At 73.6% G+C, this 16,886-nt stretch carries 13 protein-coding genes; 10 read left to right on the top strand and 3 right to left on the bottom strand.

Features of this window, described 5'->3' with window-relative positions; translation table 11 throughout:
- Positions 1-21: 21 nt before the first annotated feature.
- Positions 22-555 (bottom strand): TerD family protein, encoded by a 534-nt coding sequence (locus K7787_RS00770; protein WP_019981900.1) that lies wholly within the window; start codon positions 553-555, stop codon positions 22-24.
- Between the two features lie 158 nt (positions 556-713).
- Here K7787_RS00770 and K7787_RS00765 point away from each other — a divergent pair, with 158 nt between their 5' ends.
- The 5 genes from K7787_RS00765 (at position 714) to K7787_RS00745 (ending at position 4,764) form a co-directional block, all read left to right on the top strand.
- The gene (locus tag K7787_RS00765; RefSeq protein WP_009191059.1) at positions 714-1,319 is read left to right on the top strand and encodes a YdbC family protein; all 606 of its coding nucleotides are present in this window, start codon (positions 714-716) and stop codon (positions 1,317-1,319) included.
- 118 nt (positions 1,320-1,437) lie between these two features.
- Positions 1,438-2,124: a histidine phosphatase family protein gene (locus K7787_RS00760; RefSeq protein WP_009191060.1), complete on the top strand. Its 687-nt coding sequence runs from the start codon at positions 1,438-1,440 to the stop codon at positions 2,122-2,124.
- A gap of 12 nt (positions 2,125-2,136) precedes the next feature.
- Positions 2,137-3,045, top strand: a complete 909-nt coding sequence (locus K7787_RS00755) for an ADP-ribosylglycohydrolase family protein (protein WP_223000093.1) — start codon at positions 2,137-2,139, stop codon at positions 3,043-3,045.
- A gap of 328 nt (positions 3,046-3,373) precedes the next feature.
- Positions 3,374-4,075, top strand: a complete 702-nt coding sequence (gene rnhB / locus K7787_RS00750; RefSeq protein ID WP_009191062.1) for a ribonuclease HII — start codon at positions 3,374-3,376, stop codon at positions 4,073-4,075.
- A 68-nt stretch (positions 4,076-4,143) separates the two neighbouring features.
- Positions 4,144-4,764 (top strand): hypothetical protein, encoded by a 621-nt coding sequence (locus K7787_RS00745; protein WP_223000092.1) that lies wholly within the window; start codon positions 4,144-4,146, stop codon positions 4,762-4,764.
- Positions 4,765-5,002: 238 nt separating this feature from the next.
- Here the strand turns inward: K7787_RS00745 and K7787_RS00740 are convergent, their stop codons facing one another.
- Entirely contained in the window at positions 5,003-5,617 is a 615-nt protein-coding gene (locus K7787_RS00740) for a hypothetical protein (protein WP_009191065.1), read from the bottom strand.
- A 491-nt stretch (positions 5,618-6,108) separates the two neighbouring features.
- The gene (locus K7787_RS00735) at positions 6,109-8,274 is read right to left on the bottom strand and encodes a RecQ family ATP-dependent DNA helicase (RefSeq protein ID WP_223000091.1); all 2,166 of its coding nucleotides are present in this window, start codon (positions 8,272-8,274) and stop codon (positions 6,109-6,111) included.
- 165 nt (positions 8,275-8,439) lie between these two features.
- Here K7787_RS00735 and K7787_RS00730 point away from each other — a divergent pair, with 165 nt between their 5' ends.
- The 5 genes from K7787_RS00730 to K7787_RS00705 all read left to right on the top strand — a co-directional run bounded on the left by K7787_RS00730 (position 8,440) and on the right by K7787_RS00705 (position 16,812).
- Positions 8,440-10,080 (top strand): DUF4192 domain-containing protein, encoded by a 1,641-nt coding sequence (locus K7787_RS00730; RefSeq protein WP_223000090.1) that lies wholly within the window; start codon positions 8,440-8,442, stop codon positions 10,078-10,080.
- Between the two features lie 141 nt (positions 10,081-10,221).
- Complete coding sequence (locus tag K7787_RS00725) at positions 10,222-10,980, top strand: NUDIX hydrolase (protein WP_043261394.1); 759 nt, start codon at positions 10,222-10,224, stop codon at positions 10,978-10,980.
- Positions 10,981-11,119: 139 nt separating this feature from the next.
- Positions 11,120-13,771, top strand: coding sequence for an ATP-binding cassette domain-containing protein (locus tag K7787_RS00720; protein ID WP_308036263.1), 2,652 nt, complete (start codon positions 11,120-11,122; stop codon positions 13,769-13,771).
- A gap of 162 nt (positions 13,772-13,933) precedes the next feature.
- Positions 13,934-14,818, top strand: a complete 885-nt coding sequence (locus K7787_RS00715) for a FadR/GntR family transcriptional regulator (RefSeq protein WP_009191070.1) — start codon at positions 13,934-13,936, stop codon at positions 14,816-14,818.
- A 452-nt stretch (positions 14,819-15,270) separates the two neighbouring features.
- A complete protein-coding gene (locus tag K7787_RS00705; RefSeq protein WP_037724922.1) occupies positions 15,271-16,812 on the top strand; it encodes an RNA polymerase sigma factor in 1,542 nt (513 codons plus the stop codon).
- Positions 16,813-16,886: the final 74 nt, after the last annotated feature.

Raw genomic sequence — 16,886 nt, 5'->3', positions numbered from 1 at the left:
TTACCCGTTCCCACCGGCCGATCAGCGTCGGTGCACGGCGCCCATGGTCCGGGTGAACTCCGCCGGGTCGCCCTCGAAGCCGAGGACGCCCGGGCGGAACTGCCAGCTCCCGGAGCCGTCGCGGACGAACTCGGCCACGGCGGCCGCCGTCGCCGACGGGACGCCGCCGAAGTCGTCCTCGGCCAGCACGGTGTAGCCCTCCCGGATGCGCAGCCCCGCGTCGAGCACCCCGGAGAACGTGCGCGGGGCGGACCGCTGCTGGATGACCACGCCGACGACGACGCGCGCGTACCGCTCGGACAGCCGCTCGAGCTCCAGCGTCATGACCTCGTCCCAGCCGAAGCCCTTGCCGTCGGTGCTGTCCCGGTTGAGGTAGATCGTGCCGTCGGGGGAGCGGCTGTCGAAGTGCACCAGATAGTCGGCCGCGCCGTACGGATCGCTCGCGAGATAGGTCCCCGCCACGATGTCGAGGTCGGTGGGCGGCTGCCCCGCCGGACTGGGATCCCACTTGACCGCGACCTCGACCTTGCGGATTCCCTTGCTGAGCCCGCTCACCGGACTCCCCCTTCCCGGTTCCCGTGCGCCCTCTCTGCTTCAACTGCCTCACGGCGGGCGCTGGTTGTCCCATCGTGCCACGTCCGCCGGGGTGCCCGCGCGGGCGCCGTCCCCGCGGAAGTGACCAACGCCACGCTCCGGGGCCGTACGATGGCGCGGTGCTGGTCAAGTGGACTCGCTGCACCGTGGTGGACCGCCGGGGGTTCGAGCGGGGGCAGCGGAAGTGGGCGGGGCTTCCGGGGGAGCCGGGGTTTCGGGGACAAGGGGGTGGCTGGAGCCGGGGGCGGCAGGACGTGGCGCACATCTTCGCCTTCTGGGAGAGCCGCGCCTTCTACGACTCCTTCATGGCCCGCTCCCACGACCGGCTGGCGGCGGCCCAGAACGGCACCTTCAAGGACGCCCAGGTCCGGCTGTTCGACCACCGGTTCGACGTGAAGACGGGGTTCGAGCCCCGGTTCACCGACGCCGACCTGCTGCGCGTCGCCCTGTGCCGGGTCCACGAGGAGCGCGCCGAGCACTTCGCGCTGATGCAGGAGAAGGTCTGGAACCCGGCGATGGCCGGCTCGCCCGGCATGATCCGCGGACTGTTCGGCGAGGCCCCGGGCAGCGAGTTCCTGGTGCTGTCCATGTGGCAGTCCTCCGCCGAGCACGGGAAGTACCGCGCCGAACGGGTGGAACGGCTCGCCCTGCGCGCCCAGACGGAGGCCGACGTCGCGGCGCTCACCGGCGACATCGTGGCCCTGGAACCCGCCTGGACGGTGTAGCGGCGCCGCCCGGTCCACCGGGCGGTTCCCGGAAACCGTCCGTGCGGTCCGTGTGACGTACACCGTACGGGGGCCGCTCGAGTCTTCGATCGGCCCTCACCCGATCTAGTGTTTTGGCATGGCACGACCACGGCGCATCGTCCTCGTCCGGCACGGCGAGTCGGAGGGCAACCTCGACGACTCGGTGTACGAGCGCGAGCCCGACCACGCCCTGGCCCTCACCGAGCGCGGCCGCCTGCAGGCCGAGGAGACGGGCAAGGAACTGCGCGACCTGTTCGGCAGGGAACGCGTCAGCGTCTACGTCTCCCCCTACCGCCGCACCCACGAGACCCTGCGCGCCTTCCACCTCGACCCCGACCTGATACGGGTGCGCGAGGAGCCGCGGCTGCGCGAACAGGACTGGGGCAACTGGCAGGACCGCGACGACGTACGCCTCCAGAAGGCCTACCGCGACGCCTACGGCCACTTCTTCTACCGCTTCGCCCAGGGCGAGTCCGGCGCCGACGTCTACGACCGGGTCGGCGGCTTCCTGGAGAGCCTCTTCCGCAGCTTCGAGGCCCCCGACCACCCGCCCAACGTCCTCCTGGTCACCCACGGCCTGGCGATGCGGCTGTTCTGCATGCGGTGGTTCCACTGGACCGTCGCGGAGTTCGAGTCGCTGTCCAACCCGGGGAACGGCGAGATGCGGATGCTCGTTCTCGGTGACGACGGCAGATACGTCCTGAACCGGCCGTTCGACCGCTGGCGTGAGCCGGAACCCTACGGGATCACCGGACAGCACGGGACGACTGGGACGACTGGATAGAGTGGCTGAGCGATGACCCCTGACTCCTCTCCCGGCGGGCGCCTGGAACGCGCCCTGGCCAGCGCACGCGGACTCGCGGTGGGAGACGCCCTCGGCTCCCAGTTCTTCGTCCCGGCCAACTATCCCCTCCTCAAGCGGCGCGAGCTGCCGCCCGGCACCTGGCAGTGGACGGACGACACGGAGATGGCCTGCTCCGTCATCGCCGTGCTCGCCGCCCACCAGCGCATCGACCAGGACGCCCTGGCCCTGTCCTTCGCCCGGCACCACGACTTCGACCGGGGCTACGGCCCCGCGGTCAACCGCCTGCTGCGCCTCGTGCGCGAGGGCGGGGACTGGCGGGAGCTGGCCGCCGCCCTCTTCGACGGCCAGGGCTCCTGGGGCAACGGCGCCGCCATGCGCATCGCGCCCCTCGGCGCCTGGTACGCGGACGACCCCGAGCAGGCCACCCACCAGGCCGAGATCTCCGCCTACCCCACCCATCAGCACCGGGAGGCGGTCGTCGGCGCCATGGCCGTGGCGGCCGCCGCCGCCCTGGCCGCCGCTCCCGGCGGTCCGCCGAGCCCGCAGGCGCTGCTCGACGGCGTCATCGCGCTCGTACCGGCGCGCAGCGCCGTCGGCGCGGGACTGCGCCGGGCCCGCGACATGCTCGACTTCGGCGACGCGGGCACGGTCGCGGCCGTCCTCGGCTGCGGACGGCGCACGACCGCCCACGACACGGTGCCGTTCGCGCTGTGGTCGGCCGCCCGCCGGCTCGGGGACTACGAGGAGGCCTTCTGGACGACGGCCCAGGCCGGCGGCGACGTGGACACCACGTGCGCCATCGTGGGCGGCGTACTGGCCTCGGGCAAGGCGGGGACGCCGCCCGCCGAGTGGGCACGGCGCACGGAGGCACTGCCGGAGTGGGTGCCGACGGCGGTGTGAGAGGGCGGGCGCCGGTGGCTGCCCCGCCAGACCCTTCGCTTCGCTCCGTGATTCCCGTGTGCGATCCGCGGAGGACGGGGCATGGGTCCGCCGAGGTCGTCGCCGAGACCGCGGCACTTGTCCCGGCCGCCCGCAGGACGTGGTGAGCCCCGCAACCAGACGGCGAGAACTGCGTCCTGCCGCGGGCGGCGGCTGCTACCCTCCCCGGGATCCGGATCATGGAGACCCATCGGTCGAGCGTGTGCGGGAGCGAACGATCCGATGGTTCGACCGGTGGCGGAAACCGGGGTGTCGAAGCGGGATCGGGGCGGCGTAGGCTAAGGGCGCCATGCCGTACGAACCACCCACTCACACCGTCGAGCGCTCCCTGCGAGCCACGACCGGAGCGAAGGTCATTGCCGGTGTCGACGAAGTGGGGCGCGGTGCGTGGGCCGGCCCCGTCACCGTCTGCGCGGCGGTGACCGGACTGCGCCGGCCCCCCGTGGGCCTCACCGACTCCAAACTGCTCACCGTCAAGCGACGCAACGAACTCGACGCGGAACTGCGGAAGTGGGTGACGGCGTACGCCCTCGGCCACGCCTCGCCCGAGGAGATCGACGACCTCGGGATGACCGCGGCGCTGCGGCTCGCGGCCTCGCGGGCCCTGGAGGCGCTTCCGGTCCGTCCCGACGCGGTCATCCTCGACGGGAAGCACGACTACCTCGGCGCCCCGTGGAAGGTCCGCACGGTCATCAAGGGCGACCGGTCGTGCGTGGCCGTCGCGGCGGCCTCGGTGATCGCCAAGGTCCATCGCGACAAAATGATGGCCGAACTCGGCAGCGAGCATGCAGACTTCGGTTTCGCGGCCAACGCCGGCTACCCGTCGCCCGTGCACAAGGCCGCGCTGGAGGAGCGGGGACCCACCCCGTACCACCGGCTGTCGTGGGCGTATCTTGATGCGCTGCCGCGGTGGCAGCACCTCAAAAAGGTCCGCGTCCCGGCGGACGGAGGCGTTCCGGAGATCGAGGGCCAGCTCGGCTTCGATTTCTGACGGTTCCGCCTGTCCGGATCTGCCACCCGCCCGCGCGGGCCGCACCAACGTTTGATAAATATCAGCCCATGCCTCTCATTCCCGAGGAGCCTCAGATTCACGAGAGCGCCCAGGGTCCCCGCGTCACTCCGGCCACCGGCCGCACCGCGCCGACCCCCCGTCCCGTACCCGGCCCCCGTCCCGCGGCTCCGTCGCGCCCCGGTCGTCCCGGCCCCGCGCGGCCGGCGCCGCCGGTGCAACGCACGGCGCGGGACGCGGCCGCCACCAAGCCCGGACTCTCGGGTCCGGCTGCCCCCGCCGCCCCGCAGATCCAGTTGCTCCCGGCTTCCGCCGAGGGCGCGCTGGACGCCGCGGAGGAGGCCGTAGACCTGCTCCTGGAGTCGGGCCGCGCCCCCGGTGACATCCTGGTGATCACCACCGGCGATCCGCACCCCTGGGCCGCGCACGAGCTGTCCTTCGGCGAGGCCTCCTACTGGGCGCAGCACGACGCGGGCGACGACGTCTTCTACACGGACGCCGCCGTCGCCTCCCGTGCCGCGTCGCGTCCGGTGGTCGTGGTCGCCGTCAACGGCGGCGCCGACGGCACCGCCGCCACCGCCCTGCCGCTGGCCCACTCCCGGGCCAGCGCCCTGCTGATCGTCTGCGGCGACCCGCAGCAGATCAACTCGGTGCTGGGCGCGGGCGTCTGAGTCGTTCCGGAGGCGTCCGGAAGGCTCCGCCGTCCCGGGGCCGGGCCGGACCGCAGCCGTCGTCGCGGCACCACCGCGCGACGGCCGCTTCGGCGTGCCCGGACCATGGGCCGTGCCCGGATCACGGACGCGGTGCGGCCTGCCGGAGGGGCGCCGAGGAGGTCGGTAGAGGGCCCCGAGGCGGCCCGGAGGGGGCGCTGGGGCGGGTCCGGAGGCAGGCCCCAAGGCGACCCGGAGGTCAGCGTGCGACGGCTCGCCGCAGTACCTCGGAGGCCGCTCCGCCGGTGCGGGACGGCGGCGGCTGCGTCCCGGCCGAGCCGAAGGGCTCGGGCGCGGAGCCGGCGCTCGGCCGCCGGCCGCCGCGGCCTTCGCCGAGGACCTGCCAGCCGTCCCGGGTCAGCGTGATGTACGCCCCGCAGCGCAGCCCGTGCAGCGTGCAGGCGTCACGCAGGCCCCACATCCACGCGCCGTCCTCCTCCGTCCAACGCGCGTCGCCCTCACGGCAGTACAGCAGCACGGCGGTGCGCACGGGGGTGCGGCGGCGCAGGTCGTGCGGGATGACCCGGCGCAGCTGGGCCAGCAGCGCGTTGCGGAACAGCCAGCCGTCGGCGGCCGCCGAACGGCGGGTGAACGACGCGCTCGCCCGCAGCCGTTCGTCCGGGTCGAGGACCGCGACCACGGCGGTGGCGGGACCGGGACGGTGCCGGGCGTGCAGTCCGCTGACGACCTCCCGCGGGTTGCGCAGCAGGGGTATGCCCGCGGCGGCCCACTCCGCGGGTTCGAGCACACGATGGGCGGAGGCGGCGGACGCAGACAACGATGCCGCCGAGGACGGAGCGAATCCGAAGGTCACGTTCCTCCCTTCGGCTACGCGCCCACACTGCGGGCGGGGTGGGAATTCGGGGGGCGCACACCGCAGTAGAGCCCTGCCGGACCACGGCCGGGCCGTGCGGGGAGCGGACTTCAATTCTTCCTGTCGAACTTGGATGCGGCAACGAGCAATTGGGGCCACCGACCGTTATCGGACGACCCGCGCCTTATATCCCTACCCAGGGTGTTGCGCTACGACGCCTGAGGCGCCGAGAGCCCGGCGTCCCGGCCCCGCCGCGGCACGCAGACACGGCGGTCAGCGGGCATGTACGGCCTTTCCGGACGGCCGCTCCGGATCCGGCCGGGCCGATCACTGTCCGTGAGGCCCGGCGTGCGCGGGTGCGGCCGCGACGGCCGGCCGACCGGTACGGCGCCGGCTCGACCCGGGCCGGAGTCGACGGTGCTCGGGCTCACCCCCTGTCGGCGTCGACGCGGCACTGGCTCACTCCTGGATGGCGTCGACGGTGCTCGGGCTCACCCCTGGACGGCGAGCACCAGCGGCAGCACTCCCTGCGCACCGGCCCTGCGCAGCAGGCGGGCGGCGACCGCCAGCGTCCAGCCGGTCTCGGTGTAGTCGTCCACGAGAAGCACCGGACCCGGGTTGTCCGCGAGCGCGGAGGCCAGCGCGGGCGGCACCGTCAGCACCCCGTCCAGATCCTTGAGCCGCTGCGCGCTGTTGCTCCGGGGCACCCGGGGCGCCTCCTCGGCGTACTCGACGGACCCCAGCAGCGGCAGCCGGCCGACCTGCGAGATGTGCGCGCCCAGGGACTGGATCAGCCGGGGCCGGGTGCGGGAGGCCACCGTGACGACGCCGACCGGGCGCGGCTGCGCGTCCGCCGCCCCGGCGGCCCAGCCGCCGGGCCCCTTCGCCCAGTCGGCCAGCACGCCCACCACGGCCCGCGCCACGTCCTCGGGCACGGGGCCGTCCGGTGCGTGCGGGGCGAGCATCGGACGCAGCCGGTTGCCCCAGCCGATGTCCGACAGCCGCCCCAACGCCCGCCCCTCGGCGGCCTGCTCACCGGCCGGAATGCGGCCCTTGAGGTCGACGCCGATGGCCGGCAGGCCCGTCGGCCACATACGGCGCGGCTCCACCTCCACCCCGGCCCGGCCGAGATCCACACGGGCGGCGTCGAGCGCGGCCGTGGAGGTGTCGGCGGTGAAGCGGGCGCCCGCGCAGTTGTCGCAGCGGCCGCACGGCTTGGCGCTCTCGTCGTCCAGCAGGCGCTGCAGGAACTCCATCCGGCAGCCGGAGGCGGCCGCGTACTCGCGCATCGACTGCTGCTCGACCGCCCGCTGCCGTGCGACCCAGTCGTAGCGCTCCGCGTCGTACGTCCACGGCCGGCCGGTGGAGACCCAGCCGCCCTTGACCCGCCGGACCGCGCCGTCCACGTCGAGCACCTTGAGCATGGCCTCAAGCCGGGAGCGGCGCAGCTCCACCAGGGGCTCCAGGGCGGGCAGCGACAGCGGCCTGTCGGCCCGGGCCAGCACGTCCAGGGTCCGGCGCACCAGCTCTTCGGAGGGGAAGGCGAGCGAGGCGAAGTACTCCCAGATCGCCTCGTCCTCCTTGCCCGGCAGGAGCAGCACCTCGGCGTGCTCGACACCACGGCCGGCGCGGCCCACCTGCTGGTAGTAGGCGATGGGGGAGGAGGGCGAGCCCAGGTGCACCACGAAACCGAGGTCCGGCTTGTCGAAGCCCATGCCGAGGGCCGAGGTGGCGACGAGGGCCTTGACCTTGTTGGCGAGCAGGTCGTCCTCGGCCTGCTGACGGTCGGCGTTCTCCGTCTTGCCGGTGTACGAGGCGACCGGGTGCCCGCGGTGCCGCAGGAAGGCGGTCACCTCCTCGGCCGCGGCCACCGTGAGCGTGTAGACGATCCCGGACCCGGGCAGGTCGTCGAGGTGGTCGGCGAGCCAGGCCATCCGGTGCGCGGCGTCCGGCAGCCGCAGCACGTTCAGGCTCAGGCTCTCCCGGTCCAGCGGGCCCCGCAGCACCAGGGCGTCCGAGGAGTCGCCGGTGCCCAGCTGCTCGGCCACGTCGGCCGTCACGCGTGCGTTGGCGGTGGCGGTGGTGGCGAGGACCGGGACGCCCGGCGGCAGCTCGCCGAGCATGGTCCGCAGCCGCCGGTAGTCGGGCCGGAAGTCGTGGCCCCAGTCGGAGATGCAGTGCGCCTCGTCCACCACGAGCAGCCCCGTCGCGGCGGACAGCTTGGGCAGCACCTGGTCGCGGAAGTCGGGGTTGTTGAGCCGCTCGGGACTCACCAGCAGGACGTCGACCGCGCCGGCGGCGATCTCGGCCTGGACGGTGTCCCACTCTTCGGTGTTGGCGGAGTTGATCGTGCGGGCGTGGATGCCGGCGCGGGCCGCCGCGTCCACCTGGTTGCGCATCAGCGCGAGCAGCGGGGAGACGATCACGGTGGGGCCGCTGCCGCGCGCCCGGAGCAGGGAGGTGGCCACGAAGTAGACCGCGGACTTGCCCCAGCCGGTGCGCTGGACGACCAGGGCCCGGCGCCGCTCGGCGACCAGCGCCTCGATCGCCCGCCACTGGTCCTCGCGCAGCCGGGCCGTGCCCGTGGGATCGCCGACGAGGCGGGCGAGGACCGCGTCGGCCGCCGCCCGGAGTTCCGCGTTGCTCGTGTGCTCCATGCGTTCCATACAACAGGACGCCGCTGACAACGGCACCGACAGCCGGGGCGGTCCGGGCCGTCGGACCGGACCGTAGGGGGCGCGCATCGTGGTGGTTGACGTGTCCCTGGCCGGACTTATCCACAGGGCCCAGCGGAAATCCGCGATCCGCGAGATCGTCGGCGCATGACGAATCACAGCGAAACGGCCGGACCGTCCGAAAACGGCGACATCACCTACGACGGCCCCGGCCCCGAACACCAGATCACCCTGCGCACCCCGGCCGAGCTGGCCGACGCGCTGCCGTATCTGCTCGGATATCCGCCCGAGGACAGCATCGTCCTGGCCGCCCTGCACGACCAGGGCGGGCGCGGCAGGTTCGGCGGCCGGGCCCGGCTCGGCATCCCCCCGAACCCGGCCGACTGGCCGTCCGCGGCCCGTCAGCTGGCCCAGGGGCTCATCACCGGCAGCGAGCGCCGGGGCGCCAAGCCGGAACAGATGGTCGCCTTCGTCTGCCAGGAGCCGTCGCCGGGCGAGACGGGACGCGAGGTCATGCTCAGGCTGAGGCCCCTGGCGCAGAAACTGCGCACGGAATGCGGCCGCCTCGACGTGCCCGTGATCGAGGCGCTGTGCATCTCCGCCGGCCGCTTCTGGTCCTACTGCTGCCCCAGCACCGGATGCTGCCCCGACGAGGGCCTGCCCATGGGGCTGCCGGGCACCTCCGTGCTGGCCGCCGCGGCGACCTACGCCGGTATCCAGGTGCGGGGGAGTCTCCGGGAGCTGCGGGCCAGGCTGCTCCCCCGGGAGACCGGTGCGGACCGCGGCCAGGAGAGCGCGCTGGACGCCGCGAACAGGGCGCTGGTGCCCAGGATCCTCGACGAGGACAAGCGGGCCGAGGTGGCCGCACAGACCCTGGACCTCGCCGAACGCGTCATGCGCCGGTTCGCGCAGGCGTCCTTCCTCGCCGACGCGCCCGCCGCCGACCTGCGCGACGACGCACTGCTCCGCGACGAGGAGGCGGCCTCGCTGATCCTCGGTCTGCAGGACCGCACGACCCGCGACCGCGCCGCCGAGTGGATGGAGGGGGACGAGGCCGGTCCGGCGCTCCGGCTGTGGCGGGCCCTGGCCCGACGCTGCGTCGGTCCGTACGGCGAGCACGCTGCGGTGCCGCTGACCCTCGCGGGCTGGGTGGCCTGGTCGACCGGTGACGGCATCGAGGCCCGGGAGGCGCTGGCCATGGCCCTGGGCGCGGACCCCGACTACCTCTTCGCCCGCCTCCTGCACCAGGCCTGCAACGAGGGCCTGGACCCGGAATCGGTACGGCGCTGCCTGCGCACGGAGCGCGAGGCCCGCATCCGGCCGGCCGACGACGACATCGACACAGGCGGACCGGGAGAGGGGCCCGTGGCAGAAGACGACGGAGGTGTGGGCGGCACACCGTGCGGAGGCGGTGCAGTCGGGGTGCGCGGCGGGGGAGGAGCGGACGGCGGAGTCCCTCAGGACGCTCCTCCCGCAGGGGACGACGCGGGCTCCGGGGCACGGAACACGACCGCACACCGGGGCCGGGGCGTCGCCCGCGCGGTGCCCGACGCGACGCCCGCGCGTCGGCGTCGGCCGCGGCCCGACGGCTCCGGCACGGCGGCCCACCCGGCTCCCGAGGGCACCCGCCCGACGGCTCCCGGCGGCGGCCGCACCCGCCCCGGCCCTTCCCCGGCACCGAGCCGCACCCGCCCGCACGCCGCGGGAAAGGGGGCTGCGCCCCGACGCCGGGACGCGCGTCAGCCCGGAGCCGGCCTCCGACGGCACACCCCCGAGGGCCGGGCGTGACCGGGCTCCGACGACCCGGCTTTGCGGCAGGCGACGCCGTACAGCGCGGCCGCCTCCGGGCGCGTGGGCGAGCGCGAGGCCGCGGCCCTCACGACCGGCGAAGGGAGTGTTTATCGTCAGGCAGACGACTATGATCGCCGCATGTCCTACGACCCGTCAGCCTTTCCGCCCTTCGCCGTGACCGTGGACCTGGTCGTGCTGACCGTGCGCCGCCATGCCCTGTGCGCGCTGGCGGTGCGCAGGGCGGAGCCGCCGTTCCAGGGGCGCTGGGCGCTTCCCGGCGGCTTCGTGCGGGCCGACGAGGATCTGGCGCAGGCGGCGGCGCGGGAACTGGCCGAGGAGGCCGGCCTGCACGCCCACGACCCGTCGTCGCCCGGCCCGGACAACGGTGCCCACCTGGAGCAGCTCGCGACCTACGGCGACCCCGAGCGCGATCCCCGGATGCGCGTCGTCAGCGTCGCCCATCTCGCCCTGGCCCCTGACCTGCCCGCGCCCCGGGCGGGCGGCGACGCGGGCGACGCCCGCTGGGCGCCCGTGGCGGAGCTGCTGCAGCAGGACGGCTACGGCCGCGACGGCGAACCGGTGGCGCCGCTCGCCTTCGACCACGCGCAGATCCTCGCGGACGGCGTGGAGCGGGCCCGCTCGAAGATCGAGTACTCGTCCCTGGCCACGGCGTTCTGCCCGCCCGAATTCACGGTCGGGGAACTCCGCCGCGTCTACGAAGCGGTATGGGGCGTCGCTCTCGATCCGCGCAATTTCCACCGCAAGGTGACGGGCACTCAGGGCTTCCTCGTGCCCACCGGAGGCACGACCACGCGCCAGGGCGGGCGCCCGGCACAGCTCTTCAGAGCCGGCGGCGCCACGCTGCTCAACCCGCCCATGCTCCGCCCCGAGGTCTGATTTCCTCCGGGCTGTGAGAGGCGCCGCGAATGAACTGTTCTCACGAAAGGCGAACACAGGGGCGAGCGGCGGCTTCGGTGGCCGCCGTACGCGCGTCGTGATCACAATAAAAGGGACATAACGCGCTATCTTGCTGCGGGTGATCCAGGCCTTCGGACTGACCAGCGACTCCCGCAAGGACCTTCCCTCCGCCGTCGACGACGTCTCCTTCGAAGTGCCCCCGGGGCGTGTCACCGCGCTCCTGGGGGCGGCGGGCGCGGGCAAGACGACGACGCTCAGACTCATGCTCGAACTCCAACAGGGCCGGGGCATCACCTACTTCAGGGGGCGGCCGCTGCACCGCATCCCCCGCCCGGCGCGTGAGGTCGGCGCGCTGCTCGGCGACGTCCCCGGTCATCCCTCCCGCACCGTGCGGGGTCATCTGCGCATGCTGTGCGCGGCGGCCGGCCTGCCCGCGCGGCGCGCCGACGAAGTCCTGGAGGCCGTCGGGCTCGTCAGCTTCCGAGAGGAGCGGCTGGGCACCCTCTCCCGCGGCATGGACCGTCGTCTGGGGCTGGCCTGCGCCCTGTTGCCCGAGCCCCACACGCTGGTGCTCGACAACCCGGCCGACGGACTCTCCGCGCGCGAAGGCCGTTGGCTGCACGGCATGCTGCGGGCCCACGCGGACCGCGGCGGCACCGTACTGTTCACCACGGCCGACCCCAAGGAGGCGGCCCGCACGGCCGACCGCGTCCTCACCCTCGAACGCGGCGTGCTCGTCGCCGACCAGGAGGCGACGGACTTCGCCCGCCACCGGCTGCGCCCCCGCGTCGCCGTGCGCAGCCCGCACGCCGCCCGCCTCGCGGACCTGCTCGCCAAGGAGGCGCGCACCGGCCGCCGCTCCGTGGAAGTCGTCCGGGAGGACGGCAACCGGCTGTCCGTCTACGGCAGTACCTGCGCGGACGTCGGCGAGGTGGCGTTCCGACACGGCATCCTCGTCCATCAACTCGCCGACGAGGTCGGCGACATGGGCCCTGGAGCGGGAGCCGCGCCGAGGGCCGCCGCCCCCCGGGCCGGGCAGCAGGGCCGGGCCGTGGCGGCCGTGAGCGCCGTCGACAAGCGGCAGCCGTCCGTCAACACGCCGTCCGCCGCGCGTCGCGAGCCCGCCGTCGCCCGAGGGGCCCAGGACGCCCGTTCGACCGACCGCCCGGGGCCGTCCGGCGGGGCGTTCTTCGACCAGGAGCAGACCACCGCCGATGACGGGCCCCCCGAGGCGGCGGCGCACGCCGCGCCTCCCGGCGGCGCGCCGGGCGCGGTGAACTCCGGCCAGGCATCCCACGCTGCCGGGGCGGCCCACGCCCGGACGTCCGGCGCCGCCAAGACGGGCTCCGCCAGGACGGGCTCCGCCAGGACGGGCTCCGCCGAGGCGGTCGCCGTCGCGCAGCGCCCCGACGGCGCCTCTGCCACGGTCCGCACCGACAGCGGAACCGCGTCGGTCGGCCGGGACCACGACCGCCTCCCCGAGGGCGCGGACGGCGGCTCCGGCGCGGCCCGCGCCCGCGCCGAGCACCGCGCCCTCGTCATCGCCTCCGAGAACCCGCCCCCGGCGGCCCTCACCCAGCCCGACACCCACTCCGCGTCGCCGCACCAGGACCGACCGTCCGTCTCCAGGGGCCTCGGCGGCGCCCTCACGTCCGACCGTCCGGACGCCGCGCGCCTCTCCGGGCGTCACTCGGAGACCTCCGAGGCGGCGCCCGGACGTGCGCCGGACGACCCCCGCCCCGCCCCGGGGCAGCCCGCGTCCGCACAGCACGCCGACCCCGGCCGCGCCGACCCCCGCCACGCCGACACCGAGCACGGCGACTTCCGCCGCGCCGACTTCCGTCACGGCGCGGCGCGGTCCGCCACCGCCCGCCCCGCCGCCGGACAGCCGACGACACCGCCCCCCGCCGGCGCCCACGCCTCGATCCCCACCCCGCGTCCCGCCGAAGCCGTCAGGCTCGACCCCTCGTCCCCGCTGCCACCCCCCATCTCCGTCCGTCTCGGCCCCGGCCCGCTGCGCCCCCTCCGCTACGAACTGCGCCGCGCCTGCGGCATCGGCACCGGCTTCGTCACCAGCGCCGCCGTCCTGGCCGTGTCCGCCCTCACCGCCCTGGTCATGGGGGCCATGGGACACAGCCCGCAGCCCCGGCTGCTGGCCGCGTGGCCGCAGCAACTTCCGCTGCCGCCCACGGCCCTCGGCGCCGGGCTGCTCGGCGCCCTGGCCTTCGGCGACGAGTTCCGCCATCCCGCGCTGGCGGTGGACCGCGGCACGGTGCCGCGCCGTATCGGACTGCTCGCCGCCAAACTCCTCGTCGCCGCCGCGACCGCGCTGGCGCTGGCCTTCCTCACGATCGGCTGCGACGCCGAAGTGCTCTACCTCGTCTACGGACGGGAACTCACGCAGGTTCCCGGCGACTGGCTCTCGCTGGGCGCCGACTGGTTCGGGCTCGTCGTGGGATGCGCCTGGGCCGGCCTGCTGGCCGCGGGGCTGTTCCGGTCGACGACGGCGGGCCTGGCCGCCGTGCTCGCCGTACCGGTCGTCGTCGCACCGCTCGCGCAGGCGGCGATGGGAGGGGCGGACTGGGACGCGGACGGCCTGCCCACGAGGCTGCGCGGGGCATTTCTGCTGGAGTGGCCTTTCGGGGGGGATCGCTACTTCGCCGCGGCGGCCCGCATGATTGCTCAACCTCTCGCGGGATCACTGGTGTTGTCGCTGGTGACGCTGGGGTGCGGGTACGTGCTGACGGCCCTGCGGAGCCGATGCCGATGAAAAAACCTCGAGCATTTTCGGTCGCACACTGCACACAACTCCTCACGGAAAGTCCATTTCTTTCCAATAAGGCGTCAATTGCGGCAGAGTGAGCGATCACCCTTTCGTGTGCTTTTCACCAAAGACCTCAAGGGAGTTGGAAACGACGCCGACAAAGGATGCGTGAGTACCCTTGCGCACACCATGATGACCGCCGCCCGCCCCACAGACTCCGGTCTTGTCGGCCCGGGCGAACTCGACCGCTACCCGTACGCCGAGGCGCCCGTTCCCGACCGTGTCGGAAGCCCCGCCTGGGAGGGCGCGGAGCCCGAGCTGGGCCGCGTCAGCCGGCGCGCCGCGGGCCGCGGCCGCGGGCTGCACGGCCAACTCGTCCAGCAGCTCGGACAGATGATCGTCTCCGGGGACCTGGGCGCCGACCGCCCGCTGGTGCCCGAGGAGATCGGGCAGCGCTTCGAGGTCTCCCGCACCGTCGTCCGTGAGTCGCTCCGCGTCCTGGAGGCGAAGGGCCTGGTCAGCGCCCGGCCGAACGTCGGCACGCGCGTGCGCCCGGTCAGCGACTGGAACCTCCTAGATCCGGACATCATCGAATGGCGCGCCTTCGGGCCGCAGCGCGACGACCAGCGGCGCGAGCTGAGCGAGCTGCGCTGGACGATCGAGCCGCTCGCCGCGCGGCTCGCCGCCGGGCACGGGCGCGAGGACGTCCAGCAGCGCCTCGTCGACATGGTCGAGATCATGGGCCACGCCCTCGGGCAGGGCGACGCGCTCACCTTCTCCCGCGCCGACAGCGAGTTCCACTCGCTGCTGATCCAGGTCGCGGGCAACCGGATGCTGGAGCACCTCTCCGGGATCGTCTCGGCCGCCCTCCAGGTCTCCGGCGGCCCCGTCACGGGCTGCGACCGCCCCAACGAGACCTCGGTCGCGCAGCACGCCCGGATCGTCGACGCGCTCGCGGCCGCCGACGGGGCGGCCGCGGAGAGCGCCATGCGCCAGCTCCTCACCGTGCACCCGGAGATCGAGCGGGTGGTTCCCGCGCCGCGCGAGCACTGACCCGTGCGCGCTGCTTCGGGCCCGGACGGCACGGCGACCGCGCCCTGCCGTCCTCCGGCGGCCCCGTCGGGCCGGTGAGCGGCCTCCCGCAGGACCCCGCCGGTTCCTCCGCGTACGGCGGGGTCCGCGTCTGTGGCGGGCGGACGGGCCTCGGTGAGTGTCGCCGTATCGCGATCACCCATGACTTCAGCTGATCCTTTTTGTTCGCATATGGCCGCTTTTAAGCGCTTACGGGGTGTGACTCGGGCCACGCGGATTGGGCGTAACGCTCCTGGAAACAGCGCGATGACCTAAGAGGTGACAGCCGCGGAGGGAATACGGACGCCGTTCATGGCGCTGTGCATCTTCCCGGCCCCCGCCCGCGCCGTCGGCCCATTCCCAGGCCGGTGGTCGGCTCCTGTCCGCTGTGGACGGGGCCGGAAGCCGTTTTCCAACGTTCCGAGAGGTTGTTCGTGTCGGCCAGCACATCCCGTACGCTCCCGCCGGAGATCGCCGAGTCCGTCTCTGTCATGGCGCTCATTGAGCGGGGAAAGGCTGAGGGGCAGATCGCCGGCGACGATGTGCGTCGGGCCTTCGAAGCTGACCAGATTCCGGCCACTCAGTGGAAGAACGTACTGCGCAGCCTCAACCAGATCCTCGAGGAAGAGGGTGTGACGCTGATGGTCAGTGCCGCGGAGCCCAACAAGCGCACCCGAAAGAGCGTCGCAGCGAAGAGCCCGGCCAAGCGCACCGCCACCAAGACGGTCGCGGCGAAGACGGTGACCACGAGGAAGGCCACCGCCACCGCCACGCCTGCGGCGCCCGCCGTCGACTCGCCCGTCGAGGACGACGCCCCCGCCAAGAAGGCGGCGGCGAAGAAGGCGGCCCCTGCCAAGAAGACGGCGGCCAAGAAGACCACCGCCGCCAAGAAGACCGCGGCCAAGAAGACGACCGCCGGCAAGAAGGACGACGTCGAGCTTCTCGAGGACGAGGTGCTCGAGGACCCGAAGGCCGCCGAGGAGCCCGAGGGCACCGAGAGCGCCGGTTTCGTGCTCTCCGACGAGGACGAGGACGACGCGCCCGCGCAGCAGGTCGCCGCGGCCGGCGCCACGGCCGACCCGGTCAAGGACTACCTCAAGCAGATCGGCAAGGTCCCCCTGCTCAATGCCGAGCAGGAGGTCGAGCTGGCCAAGCGCATCGAGGCGGGTCTCTTCGCCGAGGACAAGCTGGCCAACTCCGACAAGCTCGCCCCCAAGCTCAAGCGCGAGCTGGAGATCATCGCCGAGGACGGCCGCCGGGCCAAGAACCACCTGCTGGAGGCCAACCTCCGCCTGGTGGTCTCCCTGGCCAAGCGTTACACCGGCCGCGGCATGCTTTTCCTGGACCTCATCCAGGAGGGCAACCTCGGTCTGATCCGCGCGGTGGAGAAATTCGACTACACCAAGGGCTACAAGTTCTCCACGTACGCCACCTGGTGGATCCGGCAGGCGATCACCCGCGCCATGGCCGACCAGGCCCGCACCATCCGCATCCCGGTGCACATGGTCGAGGTCATCAACAAGCTCGCGCGCGTGCAGCGCCAGATGCTCCAGGACCTGGGCCGCGAGCCCACCCCGGAGGAGCTGGCCAAGGAACTCGACATGACCCCGGAGAAGGTCATCGAGGTCCAGAAGTACGGCCGCGAGCCCATCTCGCTGCACACCCCGCTCGGCGAGGACGGCGACAGCGAGTTCGGCGACCTCATCGAGGACTCCGAGGCGGTCGTCCCGGCCGACGCGGTCAGCTTCACCCTGCTGCAGGAACAGCTGCACTCGGTTCTCGACACCCTGTCCGAGCGCGAGGCGGGCGTCGTCTCGATGCGCTTCGGCCTCACCGACGGCCAGCCGAAGACCCTCGACGAGATCGGCAAGGTCTACGGCGTCACGCGTGAGCGGATCCGCCAGATCGAGTCCAAGACGATGTCGAAGCTGCGCCACCCGTCGCGTTCGCAGGTCCTGCGCGACTACCTCGACTAGGCCGCGGCCCGTTCTGCACCCAGAGCCCGGCTCCCTCGTGGGGGAGCCGGGCTCTCGTGCTGCGGTGCGCGCCG

This window comes from Streptomyces sennicomposti, assembly GCF_019890635.1.
In the GTDB taxonomy this organism is placed as follows: domain Bacteria; phylum Actinomycetota; class Actinomycetes; order Streptomycetales; family Streptomycetaceae; genus Streptomyces; species Streptomyces sennicomposti.
Note: the sequence above shows the minus strand (reverse complement) of the source record. Positions and strands in the feature narration are given on the sequence as shown.

Excerpts from the sequence above, each read along its gene's own strand:
- K7787_RS00760 (WP_009191060.1), top strand. The coding sequence starts at position 1,438 with ATGGCACGACCACGGCGCATCGTCCTCGTCCGGCACGGCGAGTCGGAG.
- K7787_RS00755 (WP_223000093.1), top strand. The coding sequence starts at position 2,137 with ATGACCCCTGACTCCTCTCCCGGCGGGCGCCTGGAACGCGCCCTGGCC.
- rnhB (WP_009191062.1), top strand. The coding sequence starts at position 3,374 with ATGCCGTACGAACCACCCACTCACACCGTCGAGCGCTCCCTGCGAGCC.
- K7787_RS00745 (WP_223000092.1), top strand. The coding sequence starts at position 4,144 with ATGCCTCTCATTCCCGAGGAGCCTCAGATTCACGAGAGCGCCCAGGGT.
- K7787_RS00735 (WP_223000091.1), bottom strand. The coding sequence starts at position 8,274 with ATGGAGCACACGAGCAACGCGGAACTCCGGGCGGCGGCCGACGCGGTC.
- K7787_RS00730 (WP_223000090.1), top strand. The coding sequence starts at position 8,440 with ATGACGAATCACAGCGAAACGGCCGGACCGTCCGAAAACGGCGACATC.
- K7787_RS00725 (WP_043261394.1), top strand. The coding sequence starts at position 10,222 with ATGTCCTACGACCCGTCAGCCTTTCCGCCCTTCGCCGTGACCGTGGAC.